Annotated in this window: 12 protein-coding genes and 1 pseudogene; 7 read left to right on the top strand and 6 right to left on the bottom strand. The window is 59.9% G+C overall.

The features are described 5' to 3' along the window. Positions 1-231 precede the first annotated feature (231 nt). Positions 232-2,409, top strand: a complete 2,178-nt coding sequence (locus tag M9827_RS07740) for a TonB-dependent siderophore receptor (RefSeq protein ID WP_250604808.1) — start codon at positions 232-234, stop codon at positions 2,407-2,409. A gap of 140 nt (positions 2,410-2,549) precedes the next feature. After that, on the top strand, positions 2,550-3,743 hold the full coding sequence (locus M9827_RS07735) for a GAF domain-containing sensor histidine kinase (RefSeq protein WP_250604806.1): 1,194 nt from the start codon (positions 2,550-2,552) through the stop codon (positions 3,741-3,743). Here the strand turns inward: M9827_RS07735 and M9827_RS07730 are convergent. The 3 genes and pseudogenes from M9827_RS07730 to M9827_RS07720 all read right to left on the bottom strand — a co-directional run. After that, positions 3,740-3,829: pseudogene (locus M9827_RS07730) on the bottom strand (LysE family translocator); the annotation flags it as partial. The gene M9827_RS07735 and the pseudogene M9827_RS07730 overlap by 4 nt on opposite strands. An 860-nt stretch (positions 3,830-4,689) precedes the next feature. Continuing rightward, positions 4,690-5,031 (bottom strand): hypothetical protein, encoded by a 342-nt coding sequence (locus tag M9827_RS07725; RefSeq protein WP_250604804.1) that lies wholly within the window; start codon positions 5,029-5,031, stop codon positions 4,690-4,692. Positions 5,032-5,117: 86 nt separating this feature from the next. After that, positions 5,118-5,762, bottom strand: coding sequence for an ATPase (locus tag M9827_RS07720; RefSeq protein WP_250604802.1), 645 nt, complete (start codon positions 5,760-5,762; stop codon positions 5,118-5,120). A 171-nt stretch (positions 5,763-5,933) separates the two neighbouring features. On the opposite strand from M9827_RS07720, the gene M9827_RS07715 reads away from it, so the two are divergent. The 3 genes from M9827_RS07715 to M9827_RS07705 all read left to right on the top strand — a co-directional run bounded on the left by M9827_RS07715 (position 5,934) and on the right by M9827_RS07705 (position 8,011). Continuing rightward, the gene (locus tag M9827_RS07715) at positions 5,934-6,182 is read left to right on the top strand and encodes a hypothetical protein (RefSeq protein WP_250604800.1); all 249 of its coding nucleotides are present in this window, start codon (positions 5,934-5,936) and stop codon (positions 6,180-6,182) included. A gap of 147 nt (positions 6,183-6,329) precedes the next feature. Further along, positions 6,330-7,487 carry a GGDEF domain-containing protein gene (locus tag M9827_RS07710; RefSeq protein ID WP_250604798.1) on the top strand — a complete coding sequence of 386 codons (1,158 nt, stop codon included), beginning with the start codon at positions 6,330-6,332 and terminating at the stop codon, positions 7,485-7,487. A gap of 8 nt (positions 7,488-7,495) precedes the next feature. Continuing rightward, positions 7,496-8,011 (top strand): PaaI family thioesterase, encoded by a 516-nt coding sequence (locus M9827_RS07705; protein ID WP_250604796.1) that lies wholly within the window; start codon positions 7,496-7,498, stop codon positions 8,009-8,011. Positions 8,012-8,280: 269 nt separating this feature from the next. On the opposite strand, the gene M9827_RS07700 is transcribed toward M9827_RS07705, so the two are convergent. Continuing rightward, positions 8,281-10,479, bottom strand: a complete 2,199-nt coding sequence (locus M9827_RS07700; RefSeq protein WP_250604794.1) for an OsmC domain/YcaO domain-containing protein — start codon at positions 10,477-10,479, stop codon at positions 8,281-8,283. Between the two features lie 221 nt (positions 10,480-10,700). Here M9827_RS07700 and M9827_RS07695 point away from each other — a divergent pair, with 221 nt between their 5' ends. Then, on the top strand, positions 10,701-13,313 hold the full coding sequence (locus tag M9827_RS07695) for a bifunctional diguanylate cyclase/phosphodiesterase (RefSeq protein WP_250604792.1): 2,613 nt from the start codon (positions 10,701-10,703) through the stop codon (positions 13,311-13,313). Positions 13,314-13,357: 44 nt separating this feature from the next. Here the strand turns inward: M9827_RS07695 and M9827_RS07690 are convergent, their stop codons facing one another. Together M9827_RS07690 and ppk2 are read right to left on the bottom strand one after the other, a co-directional pair. Next, positions 13,358-13,573, bottom strand: coding sequence for a hypothetical protein (locus M9827_RS07690; RefSeq protein WP_250604790.1), 216 nt, complete (start codon positions 13,571-13,573; stop codon positions 13,358-13,360). A gap of 122 nt (positions 13,574-13,695) precedes the next feature. Beyond that, positions 13,696-14,511, bottom strand: coding sequence for a polyphosphate kinase 2 (gene ppk2, locus M9827_RS07685; protein ID WP_250604788.1), 816 nt, complete (start codon positions 14,509-14,511; stop codon positions 13,696-13,698). A gap of 188 nt (positions 14,512-14,699) precedes the next feature. Here ppk2 and M9827_RS07680 point away from each other — a divergent pair. Then, positions 14,700-15,942: TonB-dependent receptor plug domain-containing protein (locus tag M9827_RS07680; protein WP_250604786.1), on the top strand; the 1,243-nt coding region annotated here is incomplete at its 3' end.

Genomic DNA, 15,942 nt, shown 5'->3' with positions numbered 1-15,942 from the left:
GGGCCGATCACAAGCGTTTGTGATCGGCCCGTTTTGCCTCTGTCTCGCCCCCGAAAAACCGCGACTCTGCGCCAACCCGCGACGCAGAGCGCCCGGCCGATTGTGAAAAATTCGTTAACTAACTGAGCCGTACGGCTTTCTTCACCCGGAATGATCTGACACACTAATGCGAATAATTCCTACACGCACTCGCACTGGATTCGTCTTCGTATCATTTGGGGAAGCAGATTGATGTCGTTTCGCACCATTCACCGCCGCTCAAACCGTTCACCGAACCTGCTCGCACTCGCCATCTGCATGGCCGGCGTCACATCGGCGCTGGCCGACGAGGCAACATCCGCCACGCCTGAAGCCGCCGCACCGGCCACGCTGGAACTGGACGCAACGGAAATCGGCGCGACCCAGATGAGCAGCACCACCGAAGACACCCAGTCCTACACCACCGGCCCGATGCGGACGGCGACCAAGCTGTCGCTGACCATGCGCGAAACGCCGCAAGCGGTGACGGTGATCACCCGCCAGCGCATGGACGACCAGAACATGACCAGCATCAACGACGTGGTGAAAGGCACGCCGGGACTGTTCCTCAGTCAGGCCAGCGGCCCGGGCCGGCAGACCTACAGTTCGCGCGGTTTCGACATCGACACCATCATGTACGACGGCCTGCCGAGTTCCTATTCGCCCTTTTCGATGGCGGTGCAACCAAACCTGGCGATGTTCGACCGTGTTGAAATTGTCCGTGGCGCGACCGGTCTGGTCACCGGCGCCGGCAACCCTTCGGCGGCGATCAACCTGGTGCGCAAACGCCCGACTGCCGATCAGCGCGTGACCCTCACCGGCGCCGCCGGCAGTTGGGATGACTACCGTGGCGAGATCGACGCCTCCAGTCCGTTGAACGAAAGCGGCACCCTGCGTGGTCGAGTGGTCAGTTCCTATCAGGGCGCCGACAGCTTCCGCGACAAGGAAGAAAACGACCATGGCCTGTTCTACGCCATCGGTGAAGCCGACCTGAGCGACAGCACCACCGCGACCCTCGGCTTTTCGCGCCAGAATGAGCAGACCAACTATTTCTGGGGCGGCTTGCCGATCGGCACCAACGGCCACCACCTCGATCTGCCCCGCTCTACCTACCCGGGCACCGACTGGGAAAACCGCAAGCTGCAGATCGACACGGTGTTCGGTGAAGTCGAGCATCGTTTCGACAACGACTGGAAACTCCACGTCGCCGGCTCGTCCTCGACCCTCGACGGCGAGTTCTCCGGGACTTACCTGTCGCGCTACGCCGGCCCGCTGGAAACCACGGCCTATCAATCCCATCACACCGACAAGCAGCGTTCGCTCGACGTGTTCGCCAGCGGCCCCTTCGAAGCATTCGGCCGCAGCCACGAATTGGTGGTCGGCGCCAGCAACCGTGTGTATGACGCGACCACCAAGGAATACGATCCGTACACCACGGCCTGGCCGATTGGTGCGCCCAAGCCTGATTTCGTCCGTGACGGCAAAACCCGCAACGTCACCACCCAGGACGCGGTGTACCTGACCACGCGCCTGAGCCTGGCTGATCCGCTGACGCTGATCCTCGGCGGCCGTCTCGACTGGTACGATTACGATGACCGTTCCGGCGATGGCGACTACAAAGTCACCCGTAACGTCACCCGTTATGCCGGGCTGATCTACAAACTCGACGACCATCACTCGGTCTATGCCAGCTACACCGACATCTTCACCCCGCAAACCCAGAAGGACCTGAGCGGCAAGGTGCTCGAGCCGATCGTCGGTGAAAACTACGAAGTGGGCATCAAGGGCGAGTATTTCGACGGCGCCCTCAACGCCAGTCTGGCGGTGTTCCAGATGGACCAGACCGGCCGCGCCACCCTGGCCGACAATCAGTTCGGCTGCCCGGTCCTGACGTGCTACGGGTCATCGGGCAAGGTGCGTAGCCAGGGCGTGGACATGGAGCTGCAAGGCGCGCTGACCGACAACTGGCAGGTCGGCGCCGGTTACACCTACACCCGCGCGCACTACCTCAAGGACGAAAACCCGGCCAACAACAATCAGCGTTTCAAAACCGACACGCCAGAGCATCTGTTCAAAGTCTCCACCGTTTATCGCTTCCAGGGTCCGCTGCAACACCTGCGCGTGGGCGGCAACGTTTACTGGCAGAGCCGCATGTACAACGACGTCGCTCTGGCCAATAACGGTAGCTACCGCCTCGAACAGGGAGCCTACGCGGTCACCGACCTGATGGCCGGGTACGAGGTCAACAAACACCTGGATCTTCAGGTCAACGCAAACAATATCTTTGACCGCGTCTATTACTCCGCCATCGGCTCCAACGTCACATGGGGTTCCAACGACAACTACGGCACTCCGCGCAGCTATATGCTGACGGCCAAGTACAAGTTCTGAGTCGCTGACGTTCTAACCAGCAGCAAAAAACAAGGGCGCCGGGGAGATCCACGGCGCCCTTGTACTTTCTGGTCTCTTGATTAGTCATGAGCAGCAATAACCGTTAGTCTCTGAGCGAACTCTTCACGAAGCATCGCGCCATGACCAATCCGGCATTCACCCCCGACATCGACGCGATCCGCAGCATTGACGCGGTTCCGGTCATCCTGAGCATGGTCAAACACCTCACGGGCATGCGTTTCGCCGCAGTGGCGCGGGTCACTGAAACCAACTGGGTGGCGTGCGCCGTCGATGACTCCATTGATTTCGGGCTCAAACCCGGTGGCGAGCTGGTACTTGAATCGACCATCTGCCACGAGATCCGCCAGCATCAGCAGCCGGTGATCTTCGGGCACGCCAGTGCGCACCCGGTGTTTTCGTTGCACCACACGCCGAAAACCTACGGGCTGGAAAGCTACATTTCCATTCCCATCGTCAAAGCCAATGGCGACTTCTTCGGCACGCTGTGCGCCATCGACTCGGTCCCGGCCAATATCGACGAACCGACCATTACCAAAACACTGACCCTGTTCGCTCAGTTGATCGCCATGAACCTGGACACGCAACGCCATCTGGAAGCGACCCAAATCGAGCTGAACAACGCCAATGAACTCGGGCGCCTGCGCGAGCAATTCATCGCCGTACTCGGCCATGACCTGCGCACCCCACTGAGCGCGGTGCGCATGAGCGCCGACTTGCTGCAAAGCAAAACCGAAGATAAACGTTCGCTCAATCTGATTGCGGCGATTCGCAACAGCTCGGTGCGCATGGGCGTGTTGATCGAAAACATCCTCGACTTTGCCCGAGGACGCCTGGGCGGCGGAATTCCGGTGCAGCGCAAGCTGGTGGATGACTTGCAGCACACCCTGCAATTGACCCTTGCCGAGGTACAAGCGTCCCATCCCCAAGCGGTGTTTATCCATGAGCTGAATGTGCCGGCGGGTATTTATTGCGATGCGCTGCGCATCAGCCAATTACTTTCCAATCTGCTGGGCAACGCGGCCACCCATGGCTCGAACAGCGCGCCAATCGCCCTCAAGGCGTATGCAGAAAATGAGGAGATCGTGATCTCGCTGACCAATCAGGGCACACCGATTTCAGCGCAACTGATGCCACTGCTGTTCGAACCATTCTCCCGGGCCGAAGCCGGGCAACGTTGCGAGGGCCTGGGGCTGGGGCTGTATATCGCCTCGCAGATCGCGATGGCACACAACGGCATCTTGAGCGTGACCTCAAGCGCCGAGGCGGGAACCTGCTTCGTGGCAAGATTCCCCGCCCGGTACAAATGGCTTTAAGCCGCCCGCTGCCGCATCGTCAGCATCGCCGCGCCAAAACCGACCACACGACTGACCCAACGGGACAATACCGGACGGGTCAGCAACCACTGCGAAGGTCACCATCGAGTGAGCAACCATTTTTCTGCATACCCCCAAATCAAAAGCCCCTCACCCTAACCCTCTCCCGGAGGGAGAGGGAACTGACCGAGGTGATTGCGAGAGCTACGCCGATATGAAATACCGAGCCGAATCCAAGCCCCGAAAAGCCCGCCCCCTCCAAATCCAACCACACCCAGCTTCCCACCACTCAACAGAATGAGCGTTAGCTCGGCTGCAGCTCTTGATCATGCCGTGCCCTAGCCCTCTCCCGGAGGGAGAGGGAACTGACCGAGGTGATTGCGAGAGCTACGCCGATGTGAAATACCGAGCCGAATCCAAGCCCCGAAAAGCCCGCCCCCTCCAAATCCAACCACCTGCTTCCCACCACTCAACAGGATGAGCGTTAGCTCGACTGCAGCTCTTGATCTTGATCTTGCCGTGCTGGCCCCTTCGGCAGGCTGAGTGGAGGGATTTATCCGGGGGTGGGAGCGCAGCGACCGTTCGACGCAGTCGAACACATCGAAAGGAGGTGCAGCGAAGCAAACCGGAAGCGATGCCCCCGGATCGATCCCGGAGCGAAGGAACCCCGAGCCCCAGCGAGCGGGCCGAACGCCGGGGCCCAGACCTTTGGTTCCTTTGGGGCGTTTGCCAAAGGGACTCGCTGTAAGAGCGAAACCGCCAGCGGCAACACCCGAAGCAACGGATATTCACAAAAAACACCCCGAGCATGGTCGGCCCAAAGGCCGCCAAGCCCAAACAAACAAACAAAAAAAAGCCCCGCAAACCGAATAAACGGCACGAGGCAAGAAATTGGTTGGTTGCGGCCAACCAAAGGAGCTCAGTCAAATACGCACAACGGGCAAAATCAGATGCAATCCTGAGCCGCCCGCTCAAAACTCGAAGGCAAAAGATTCGAAGCCAACAAATGACGCTCGTAAATAAACACCTTGCCGCCACTGCCAGCCTTGTAAGCCTCCAGCACGTTGTCAGCCGAAACCTTGCTCGGCACCACAATCCGATAACTACGCTGAGTCTGCGAAACCGTCGGTTTCAACGCACTGCCCTGCAACTTCGGCACCACACAATCGGCGTATTGCGCAGGCGTCTTGCTGGTCTGCAACGTCAGGCTCGGATTGTTCGGCGCCGAAGCGCAACCGGCGAGCAGCAAAGAGACAACGGCCAGAACAAGCACAAATAAAAGACGCATCGGTGTCATCCTGAAAATAAAAGTTCGGTTCAACCGGCAACGGTTCAGCCTCACGGAGCCGCCGTCGCCACTTATGTTTTAAGCGTTCAGCTCGACGCCACCAGCGCCTTGAGCGACACATCGAATTGCTTCAACGCGTTAAGTTGCAAGTCACGCTGCTTGTCGATCTGCGCAGCGATGGCCGGTGCCGCCTGGTTATGCACCCAGACCGAAGGCAACTGCTTCTCGACCGCGCCTTCTGCCTTGCCGATGTACTGCAGGTCGGCGTCGTAGAAGCGTGCGGTAAAACGCGCTTCGACCAGGCTGTTCTGCTGGGTCAGCAAGCGGTTGAAGGTGTCGAGCTTCACCACGACGTCCGGATGCGCCTGCACCAGGGCGTCAAGGTTGTCGTAAACGGTCACCGACAAGAACTGCTGTTGCAACGAACTCACCAGCCAATCGATGGCCAGTTCCGGATCGGAACTGCTGACAAAGGCATCACGAATCCGCGAGTCGAGCGCATCTTTCGCGCCGTTGACCGCCATGTCGTGGTAACGCTCAAGGTATTGCAGGTTGTCCAGGGTGTTCTCGCTGAGCAACACACCCACGGTTTGCGAATGCTGCAACGTGGCGCTGCTGCCCGCGATGGCCTGGAAGTGACACGACCCGGCGTCGGCTGCGTAAGTCGGGGCTGTAAACAGTGCGCCGCCTGTCAGCAGGGCGACCAAAGCCAGTCGGGTCAGGGTGTTCATCGCGCAAATTCCTTGAGCTGCGTGTTCGATGGAAGCGATTTTCCGCCGATTGCCGACAAAGCAGAACTTGCGTTTCGTGATGGTCACTATTACTTCTAGCAATAGTTGCGCGACGTGCAGACTGATACACACTCAACCACAACGAGAAAAACAGCCAATGAGGAGTTCGCCTTGAGAACGTTTGACCTGATCCGTGACGCCGTTCTGCCCGACTTCCGCGAGCGAGTGGCCGAATATCTGGTTCAGTATGAAAGCGTATTACTGGACAAAGGCATTACCGACCGACAGCTCATCAAAGACACCGCCAACCAGTTGCGCGGTTACCTGCGCGGGCTCAACACCACCCGCGTGCTGGGCATGGCTTACTGGGAAGAGCTGGATCGCCGAGTCGTCGACACCTGGCTCGCGCCCGAGCAATAACTGATCGGCACGGTGGTCAGGGTGGCGGCTAGCGACCGCGCCCTCCCCGCTGCCAATGGTCTGCGCGGCAACACGACCTCTGCGAAAAAGCCGCCCGAGCGCTTACAATCGCCGGTCAAACTGCCACTCAGACAGGCTCATCAAGAAATGCCGCTCGACCCACCTACGATGCTGACCCTTTCCATCGCCCTCGCAGCCGCTGCCGCGCTGTACCTGGCGATCGAATGGCGCAGCATTCGTGAGCCTTCGCTGCTGTTCTGGAGCGCCGGTTTTGCCACCATCACCGTCGGCTCCACCCTGGCCCTGCTGCGCATCAGCGGCTTTTTGCTGATCGGCATCTGGTTCGCCAACGGTCTGCTGGTGACCGCGCATTTCCTGTTTCTGCTCGGCGTGGCGCGCTTCACTCAGATCCGACTGTCGCCGGCCTGGTACCTGATCTTCGTCACCTGGCTGGTCTTGCTGCTGTTGCCGGAGGGGCCGCAGTGGTCGAAGGTCATGCTGGCGGCCAATTCGCTGCTGGTGGCCCTGTCGACCCTCAAGGCCAGCGCTCTGCTGCGCCCTCACGGCAAGTCGTTGAGCGTCGGCGCGGTGCAGTTGCGTTATGTTTTGCTCGGGCACGGGGCTTTTTACGTGGCCAAAGCCCTGACGGTGGTGATCCCCGGCACGCTGATTGATCTGGCGGCGTTTCGTGGCGAGATCATTCAGATTTCCCTGGTCGAGGGCGCGATGGCAATCATGTTGATCGCCCTGTCGATGACCGGCACTGAACGTTACCGCCGGGAAAAACAGATCGCCCGCCTCGCCGAGCGCGACCCGTTGACCGCCCTGTACAACCGCCGTGCCCTGGAAAAGCGCGCACCGCGCTTGTTCGAACAGGTTTCGCCGGAGCATCCCGGCGCCTTGCTGCTGATCGACATCGACAACTTCAAACTGGTCAACGACCAGTACGGCCATACCGCCGGCGACCGTTTGCTAATCGCGCTGAGCGAGATGATCCGCTCGGTACTGCCGCGCAATGCCCTGACCGCACGCCTGGGCGGTGACGAGTTTGTCATCCTGCTCAGCAGCACATCGAGTGAGCGCGTCATGGAACTGGGCAACGCGCTGCGCGAGCAGTTTCTGAGCATGACCTCCCAGACATTCCCCACCACCGCCGCCGTGACCCTGAGCATCGGCGCCAGCCTGTTCGACAAAGCGCCTGCCAACCTGACCGCGCTGATCGAACAAGGCGACGCCGCCCTCTACGAATCGAAACGCAGCGGACGCAACCGCTTGCGCCTGACCGGACTCACCACTCCAGGATAATAAAAACCATGTCCAGCCTCGATATCCCTTTGCAAGACCTCGCCGCGCCCGAAGGCGTTTGCTATGGCTGCGGCGGCCGCAACCCGCACGGCCTGCACGTCAAAAGCCACTGGCACGAGGACGGCGTGCACGTGGTTGCCGAACACCTGCCGGACGCCAAATATTGTGGCTGGCCGGACCTGGTCTACGGCGGCCTGCTCGCGATGCTGGTCGACTGCCATTCCAACTGGACGGCCATGGCCTACCACTACCGCACCGAAAACCGCGAACCCGGCAGCCTGCCGCGCATCGACTGCGTCACTGGCAACCTCGGCATCAAATTCATCAAACCGACACCCATGGGCGTACCGCTGGTTTTACGGGCGAAAGTCGAGGGTGAGGTCGGGCGCAAGACGCGGGTGATCTGTGAGGTGTATGCGGGGGATGTGCTGACGGCGGTGGGTGATTCGGTGTTTGTGCGAGTCGATACAGGGCAACTGGCGGACTCCGCGCACGGGCGAAAAAGCAAAAGCCCCTCACCCTAGCCCTCTCCCAGAGGGAGAGGGGACTGACCGAGGCGTCTGGTTGAAATACGCCGACCTGAGATATCGAGCCGAACTCGGGTTTTGCAAAATCCTCACCTCAGCCCTCTCCTTGGGGAAAGGAGACTGACCGAGGCGTCTGGTTGAAATACGCCGACCTGAGATTTCGAACCGGTCTCTGGTCTTGAAAAGCCCACAAATTAGCTCCCTCTCCTAGGGGAGAGGGTTGGGGTGAGGGGTGAATTCACCACCGAGCCCGATGTGAGCCTGGCTTAGACCTGTTTCACATTCGCCCGCGCCGTATGCAGCTTTTTATAGCTCTCAATCAAGCGTAAATGCCGATCCAGCCCTTCCAGCTTCATGCTGGTCGGCGTCAACCCGTAGAAACGCACGCTGCCGTTGACCGAGCCAATCGCCGCGTCCATGCGCTCGTCGCCGAACATCCGGCGGAAGTTGGCTTCGTAGTCTTCCAGTTCCAGATCCTCGTCCAGTTCCATCTCCAGCACCACGTTGACCGCCTGATAGAACAAGCCGCGCTCGACGGTGTTGTCGTTGTATTGCAGGAAGGCTTCGACCAGGTCTTTGGCCTGTTCGTACTTCTGCAGGGCGAGGTAGATCAGCAGGCGCAGTTCCAGAATGGTCAACTTGCCCCACGGCGTGTTGTCGTCGAACTCGATGCCGATCAGCGTGGTGATGTCGGTGTAATCGTCCTGCTCGCTGTTCTCCAGGCCCTGGGCGAGGTTGCGCAGGCCGACTTTGCTGAGGTTGTGCAGATTGAGGATGTCGGCGCGGAACTGCAGGGCTTTGTTGGTGTTGTCCCAGATCAGGTCTTCGACCGGGTAGATCTCCGAGTAGTCCGGCACGAGGATGCGGCAGGCCTTGGCGCCGATGTGCTCGTAGACCGCCATGTAGACTTCCTTGCCCATGTCTTCGAGGATGCCGAACAGCGTCGCGGCTTCTTCGGCGTTGGAGTTTTCGCCTTGGCCGGAGAAGTCCCACTCGACAAATTCAAAATCCGGTTTGGCACTGAAGAAGCGCCACGACACCACACCGCTGGAATCGATGAAGTGCTCGACAAAGTTGTTCGGCTCGGTCACGGCCTGGCCGGAGAAGGTCGGCTGTGGCAAGTCGTTCAAGCCTTCGAAACTGCGGCCCTGCAGCAGTTCGGTGAGGCTGCGCTCCAGCGCCACTTCCAGGCTCGGGTGCGCGCCGAACGAGGCGAATACGCCGCCGGTGCGCGGGTTCATCAGGGTCACGCACATCACCGGGAATTCACCGCCCAGCGACGCGTCCTTGACCAGCACCGGGAAGCCCTGCTCTTCCAGGCCTTTGATGCCGGCGAGGATGCTCGGGTACTTCTCCAGCACTTCTTGCGGCACGTCCGGCAGGGCCATTTCGCCTTCGAGGATTTCGCGTTTGACCGCGCGCTCGAAGATCTCCGACAGGCACTGCACCTGCGCTTCAGCCAGGGTGTTACCGGCGCTCATGCCGTTGCTCAGGTAGAGGTTTTCGATCAGGTTGGACGGGAAGTACACCACTTCGTTGTCGGACTGGCGCACGAACGGCAGCGAGCAGATGCCGCGCTGGGTGTTGCCGGAGTTGGTGTCGAACAGGTTCGAGCCACGCAACTCGCCGTCACGGTTGTAAATCTTCAGGGTGTATTCGTCGAGAATTTCGCTCGGCAACTCGTCTTTTGGCCCAGGCTTGAACCACTTCTCGTCCGGGTAATGCACGAACTCGGCGTTGGCGATCTCTTCGCCCCAGAACTGGTCGTTGTAGAAGAAGTTGCAGTTCAGGCGCTCAATGAACTCGCCCAGCGCCGAGGCCAGTGCACCCTCTTTGGTCGCGCCCTTGCCGTTGGTGAAACACATGGGCGAGTGCGCATCGCGGATGTGCAGCGACCAGACATTGGGGACGATGTTGCGCCACGAAGCGATTTCGATCTTCATCCCGAGGTCGGCGAGGATGCCCGACATGTTGGCGATGGTCTGCTCCAGCGGCAGGTCCTTGCCGGCGATGAACGTGCCGGCGTCTGAACTGGCTACCGGCATCAACAGGGCCTGGGCATCGGCGTCGAGGTTGTCGACTTCTTCGATGATGAATTCCGGGCCGGTCTGCACCACCTTCTTCACCGTACAGCGGTCGATGGAACGCAGGATGCCCAAGCGATCTTTCTCGGAGATGTCCGCCGGCAATTCGACCTGGATCTTGAAGATCTGGTTGTAGCGGTTTTCCGGGTCAACGATGTTGTTCTGCGACAGGCGAATGTTTTCCGTGGGGATGTTGCGCGTGTCGCAGTACAACTTCACAAAGTACGCCGCACACAACGCCGACGACGCCAGAAAGTAGTCGAACGGCCCCGGTGCCGAGCCATCGCCCTTGTAGCGAATGGGCTGATCGGCGATCACCGTGAAGTCGTCGAACTTGGCTTCAAGTCGAAGGTTGTCGAGAAAATTGACTTTGATTTCCATGCGGGGTTACCAGAATACGGCTAAACGAATGGCGGCCATTATCCGGTTTTTGCGCGGGAAGTCTTGCCCTTTCGGGATTGGCCGCTGGCCGGCCATGCTGAAAATTGCGGCAGATTCGCTACACTTGGAACACATCTAGGCGATGTCATAGAACACCAATCTGAACATTGTGGCCGCCCCATTGTTCTAGATTCAGAAGACACCGGATCAAGGACGAGCACATGGCCGTTAATCTCGCTGCGATGCCAATTCCCACCCCACAACGCGCCGTGACACGCCGCCTGGCGATTGCCATCGCTGCGCTGTTTATCGCGGGGGTCGTCGCTGCGGTCAGCACCCTGCTCGGTATCGCAAATTCTCTAGACGCCAAGGATCTTCAGCAAAACCAGTTCTATTCCGCGCGCGCCGTAGAAAACCGCATCACCACGTCAAAAAACTACATCACCAGTTACGCCTACTGGACCACCGCGTATGAAGCCTTGAGCGGGCCGGTCGATATCAACTGGGCCTACACCGAACAGAACATGGGCAAGACCCTGTTCATCAGCGACGGCTATGACGGCGTGTTTGTCCTTGATCGCAATCACACCAAATACGCGGTCATTCGCGGGGAAATGGTCGACTCCGACGTGTCCACAGTGCTGCAAGCGTCGGCCTCGGCGCTGGTCGAACAGGTACTGGCTCAGCCCGATCTCACAAAACCGGTCAGCCGCTATTCGCTGTTCGAAGGCTGGCCGGCACTGATCACTGCGGCGGCAATTATTCCCAACGATGAACGTCCGCTCGACGAACTGAAAAACACCTCGGTGCTGGTGTTCGTCGATAAGCTGACTCCGACCAAACTGCGCAAGATCGGCAGTGGCTATGGCCTGACAAACCTCACCCTGATGCCGGACCAGACCATCGAAACCGGTCAGCCCCGCGTGCCGCTCGACAGCACAGGCTACAGTCTGGTCGCCGACCTGCAGCGACCCGGCCAGCAACTGTTATGGTCGTTGGTGCCGCCGCTCGGCGCGACGTTCCTGGTACTGATGCTGCTCACTGCTTACTTTTTCCGCCACGCGCTGCGCTCGTCGCAATACGTCGACAACAGCATTGACGCGATGCAGGCCTCGAATCTCGCGCTCGAAGCGGCCAACCACGCGCTTGAAGCCAGTGAAGAACGCTTTCGCGCCGTTGCCGAGGCGGCGTCGGACTGGATCTGGGAAGTCGATGGGAAACTATCGCTGACCTATCTGTCGGCCCGTTTCAGCGAAGTCACCGGCTATCCGCAGGCCTTTTGGCTGAGTCAGAGCATCGGTGAGTTGCTGACGTGCGACACCACTCCGCTGGAGCTGTGGTTGCGCAACCTCAGCGACGCAAACAGCGCCGGTGATTTGCGCTGCAATTACCGCGACCACTCCGGGCAGCCGCGTCATTGTCGGCTCTCCGCGCGGCCGATTTTCGCCAAGGACACCGTCGTCGGTTATCGCGGCACGGCCAGCGATATCACCGACGAGGTCGCCGCCCATGCGCAGATCCAGCACCTGTCAATGCACGACGCCCTGACCGGTTTGCCGAACCGCAACAAACTGGCGCGTTATCTGGAGGAAGTGCTGCTGTTGAAAGAACACGCGCCACCCCTGTCGCTACTGATGATCGATCTGGACAATTTCAAACCGATCAACGATTCCCTCGGCCATCCGGCCGGTGACGCGGTGCTGCAGGAAGTCGCCACACGCCTGCGCGAATGCACCCGCGAGCACGACATCGTTGCGCGTCTCGGGGGTGATGAATTCGTCGTGGTGCTCAATGGCATGGATAGCCACAACGAAATCGACAAATTCTGCACGCGGTTGATCGGCAGCCTGCATCAGCCGATTCTTTACGAACAGCATCCGCTGCACATCGGTGCCAGCGTCGGCATCGCGCTCAGCCGTCGCCACGGTTTCGTCGCCAGCGATCTGATCCGCTACGCCGATATCGCGCTGTATCAGGCCAAATCCGATGGCAAGAACACCTGGTGCTATTTCGAAGCGCACATGAGCGACCAGATCCAGACGCGCCGGCAGATGGAAGATGACCTGCGGCATGCGCTCAAGCACAACGAGTTCGTCCTGCACTACCAACCGCGCTACAAGGTCGATGGCAAACACATCGTTTCGGTCGAAGCGCTGGTGCGCTGGCAACATCCAGCCAAAGGCCTGCTGGGCCCGGATCTGTTCATTCCGTTGGCGGAGCAGACCGACCTGATCGTGCCGTTGGGGCGCTGGGTGTTGCGTGAAGCCTGCGAAACCGCGCTGGCCTGGCCGGAAGACATTCTGCTGTCAGTCAATCTGTCACCCGCGCAGTTTGCCCTCAGCGACGTGGTCGAGGACGTACGGGAGGTGCTCGTGCAAACGCGTTTCCCGGCCAGTCGCCTGGAACTGGAGATCACCGAGAACGTAATGCTCAACGACACCGACGGCGCGCTGACCACCATGAACGCCCTGAAGGAACTCGGTGTGCGCCTGAACATGGACGACTTCGGCACCGGTTATTCGTCGCTCGGTTACTTGCGCGCCTACCCGTTCGACGGGATCAAGATCGACAAGCGCTTTATCGCCTCGATCAGCAGCGGCGCCAATGATCGAGCGGTGGTGCAGGCGATCATCGGCCTGGGCAAGGCCATGGGCCTGACCGTGACCGCCGAAGGTGTCGAGACCGAAGAGCAGCTGGATATTCTCGGGGTGGATCAATGCAATGAAGTGCAGGGTTACTTCATGAGTCGGCCGATCGACAAAGCAGCATTTGCGCGGTTGCTGCGGGATTCCAGAGGCGAGCAGCAGAAGTCGAAGAAAGGTCGTGTAACTTGAACGGCTACAGGGCGGATCGACCGCTGTAGCCGTTCGCCGCGTCTTTAACGTTGTGTCCGAACCGGGTCACCGGTAAACACATTGCCCGCATCACGCACCAGTTGCCGCCATTCGGCGCTGGTGATCAGCCCCTGCTTCTCCATTTCATCGGCTGCCTTGAGCAGTTCGTCGTACTGTTCTTCCGGGTCCAGACGCATCTGCGATTGCGTCGCCAGTTTCCGCCATGCCGCCAGTTTTTCTTGTTTGCGCTGATCGAACATCGGGCATCTCTCGTTAAGGACTCTCCTGAATAGAAAGAAACGAGATCGCGGTGGTTCAGCGCAGACGACGGATGGACTGTTTGCTTTGGATACGCCACTCCTACAGGGATTGGGGCAGTTTGTCAGAACTTCTCGGCCACGCGCCGGTATGGATAATCCGGATCCCGGTACTTGCCCGGTTTCTGCCGTTTGGGCAGCTCTATTTTCTCGCGCTTCACATCCTCATACGGAATACGGCTGAGCACATCGGTGATGATGTTCAGCCGCGCACGGCGCTTGTCGTTGGAGTCGGCCACCAGCCACGGTGCGTGTTCGGTGTCGGAGTGTTTGAACATTTCATCCCGCGCGCGTGAGTAGTCATACCAGCGGCTGTAGGATTTCAGGTCCATCGGTGTCAGTTTCCAGGTCTTGCGACCGTCGTTGATGCGCGCCTCGAGCCGGCGGGTCTGCTCTTCGGGGCTGACTTCCAGCCAATACTTGAGCAGGATCACCCCGGACTGGACGATCGCGTGTTCGACCCAGGGAATCGATTTGAGGAATTTGTCCGCCTGCTCGTCGGTGCAGAAGCCCATCACCCGCTCGACGCCTGCGCGGTTGTACCAACTGCGGTCGAAGATCACCACTTCGCCCGCCGCCGGTAAATAAGGCAGATAACGCTGCACATGCATCTGGCTTTTCTCGCGATCGGTCGGCGCTGGCAATGCCACCACGCGAAAGACTCGCGGGCTGACGCGCTCGGTCAATGCCTTGATCGTGCCGCCCTTGCCTGCGCCGTCGCGGCCTTCGAAGACGATGCAGACCTTGACGCCCTTGGCGATCACCCATTCCTGCAACTTGACCAGCTCGACGTGCAGCTTGCGCAACTGCTCGAGATAATCCTTGTTTTTCAGCTTCGGACTTTCAGGCGCCGTGGCGGCCTTCTTTTTGCCTTTTGCCATGACCGAACTCTCTCCAATAAATGCAGAAACAGACTGTTGATTGACGGGTTGAACCAGACACGTGAGGTTAGCTCATGACGTGCTGTTTGCCATTGCCGGGCAAAAAGCCAAATTGCCATGTGTTTCGTTCGTCTTTTCCTGCGTCGCACTGTTCATTGCCCTGCCCTTGTCTGCCTGGAGTTTTCTCGATGCCCGCGTCCAAATCCCTGCCCGCCGCCCTCTTGGGCCTGGCCCTCGCCTGCCCGGCGCTGGCCGAGACTCAAGGTCTGGAACTGGGGCAAGTGTTGATTTCGGCCGACGCGCAAAGCACATCAGACGCGAGCGTCGAAGAAGCCAAAACACGCCTCGAACAGGTCCCCGGCGGCAGCAACGTAGTCGATATGCGCCAGCCGCTGCAGGGCCGCGTGGCGAGCAATCAGGATGTGCTGGCGTATCAGCCAGGGGTTTATGCGCAGTCGGCGGGCAACGAAGGCGTGAAGATTTCGGTGCGGGGCTCGGGCATCAACCGCGCGCCGGGCGCCCATGCTTCGGGGCTTTATACGATGCTCGACGGCCTGCCGCTGACCGGCCCGGGCGGCACGCCGTATGAATTGCTCGAACCGCTGTGGGTCGATCACGTTGAAGTACTGCGCGGCGCCAACGGCTTTGATCGCGGTTCGCTGGCACTCGGCGGTGCCATTGATTACGTCAGCCACACCGGCTACACCGCGCCGAAACTGCAAGTGCGCTACGCCACCGGCAGCCACGGCTATCAGCAGCGTCAAGTCAGCTCCGGGCAAGTGCTGGGCGACTTCGATTACTACGTGTCGCTCACCGACTCGAACGCCGACGGCTATCAGGATCACACCGCCAGCGAGAGCAAAGGCGTGATCGCCAACTTCGGCTATCGCTTCAACCCGAACCTGGAAACCCGCTTCTATATCCGCTACCGCGAGACCGACAACGACCTCGCCGGCCGCGTGACCAAGCACTCCATCGAACACTCGCCTCGCGCGGCCAACCCGTCCTACGTGGCGCGCGATGACAGCCGCAAGCAACCGGGCAGCACTTTCATCGGCAACAAGACCACCTGGTACATCGACGACGATTCGAGCATCCAGACCGGCCTCGTCTATCACGATTACCCGATGGACCTGCGCGAAGGCCCGAACCGTCTGAAAGTCGCCTACACCGACGTCAGCGGCACTTTCGACTACAAGCGCCGTGACACGATTTTCGGCATGGAAAGCCGCAGCAACGTCGGCCTGCGCGTGACCAAGCACCTGCCCAACGACGGCGCCAGCGAGTTTGTGCGCATTCCCACCGTGCCCAACACCGCCAGCTACGTGCCCGGCACCCTCATGCGCAACTTCACCTATCAGGGATCGGACACCGTTCTGCACTTCGGCAACGACCTGGAAATTGCCGACGACCTGTGGCTGACCACCGGCC

This window comes from Pseudomonas sp. AKS31, from assembly GCF_023634765.1.
Classification (GTDB): Bacteria; Pseudomonadota; Gammaproteobacteria; order Pseudomonadales; family Pseudomonadaceae; genus Aquipseudomonas.
This window is presented reverse-complemented; position numbering and strand designations above follow the sequence as displayed.

What these genes read in the sequence shown, in the direction of transcription:
- M9827_RS07720 (WP_250604802.1), bottom strand. Translation starts at nt 5,762, where the DNA reads ATGAACACCCTGACCCGACTGGCTTTGGTCGCCCTGCTGACAGGCGGC.
- M9827_RS07710 (WP_250604798.1), top strand. Translation starts at nt 6,330, where the DNA reads ATGCCGCTCGACCCACCTACGATGCTGACCCTTTCCATCGCCCTCGCA.
- M9827_RS07695 (WP_250604792.1), top strand. Translation starts at nt 10,701, where the DNA reads ATGGCCGTTAATCTCGCTGCGATGCCAATTCCCACCCCACAACGCGCC.
- ppk2 (WP_250604788.1), bottom strand. Translation starts at nt 14,511, where the DNA reads ATGGCAAAAGGCAAAAAGAAGGCCGCCACGGCGCCTGAAAGTCCGAAG.
- M9827_RS07735 (WP_250604806.1), top strand. Translation starts at nt 2,550, where the DNA reads ATGACCAATCCGGCATTCACCCCCGACATCGACGCGATCCGCAGCATT.
- M9827_RS07690 (WP_250604790.1), bottom strand. Translation starts at nt 13,573, where the DNA reads ATGTTCGATCAGCGCAAACAAGAAAAACTGGCGGCATGGCGGAAACTG.
- M9827_RS07740 (WP_250604808.1), top strand. Translation starts at nt 232, where the DNA reads ATGTCGTTTCGCACCATTCACCGCCGCTCAAACCGTTCACCGAACCTG.
- M9827_RS07700 (WP_250604794.1), bottom strand. Translation starts at nt 10,479, where the DNA reads ATGGAAATCAAAGTCAATTTTCTCGACAACCTTCGACTTGAAGCCAAG.
- M9827_RS07705 (WP_250604796.1), top strand. Translation starts at nt 7,496, where the DNA reads ATGTCCAGCCTCGATATCCCTTTGCAAGACCTCGCCGCGCCCGAAGGC.
- M9827_RS07725 (WP_250604804.1), bottom strand. Translation starts at nt 5,031, where the DNA reads ATGCGTCTTTTATTTGTGCTTGTTCTGGCCGTTGTCTCTTTGCTGCTC.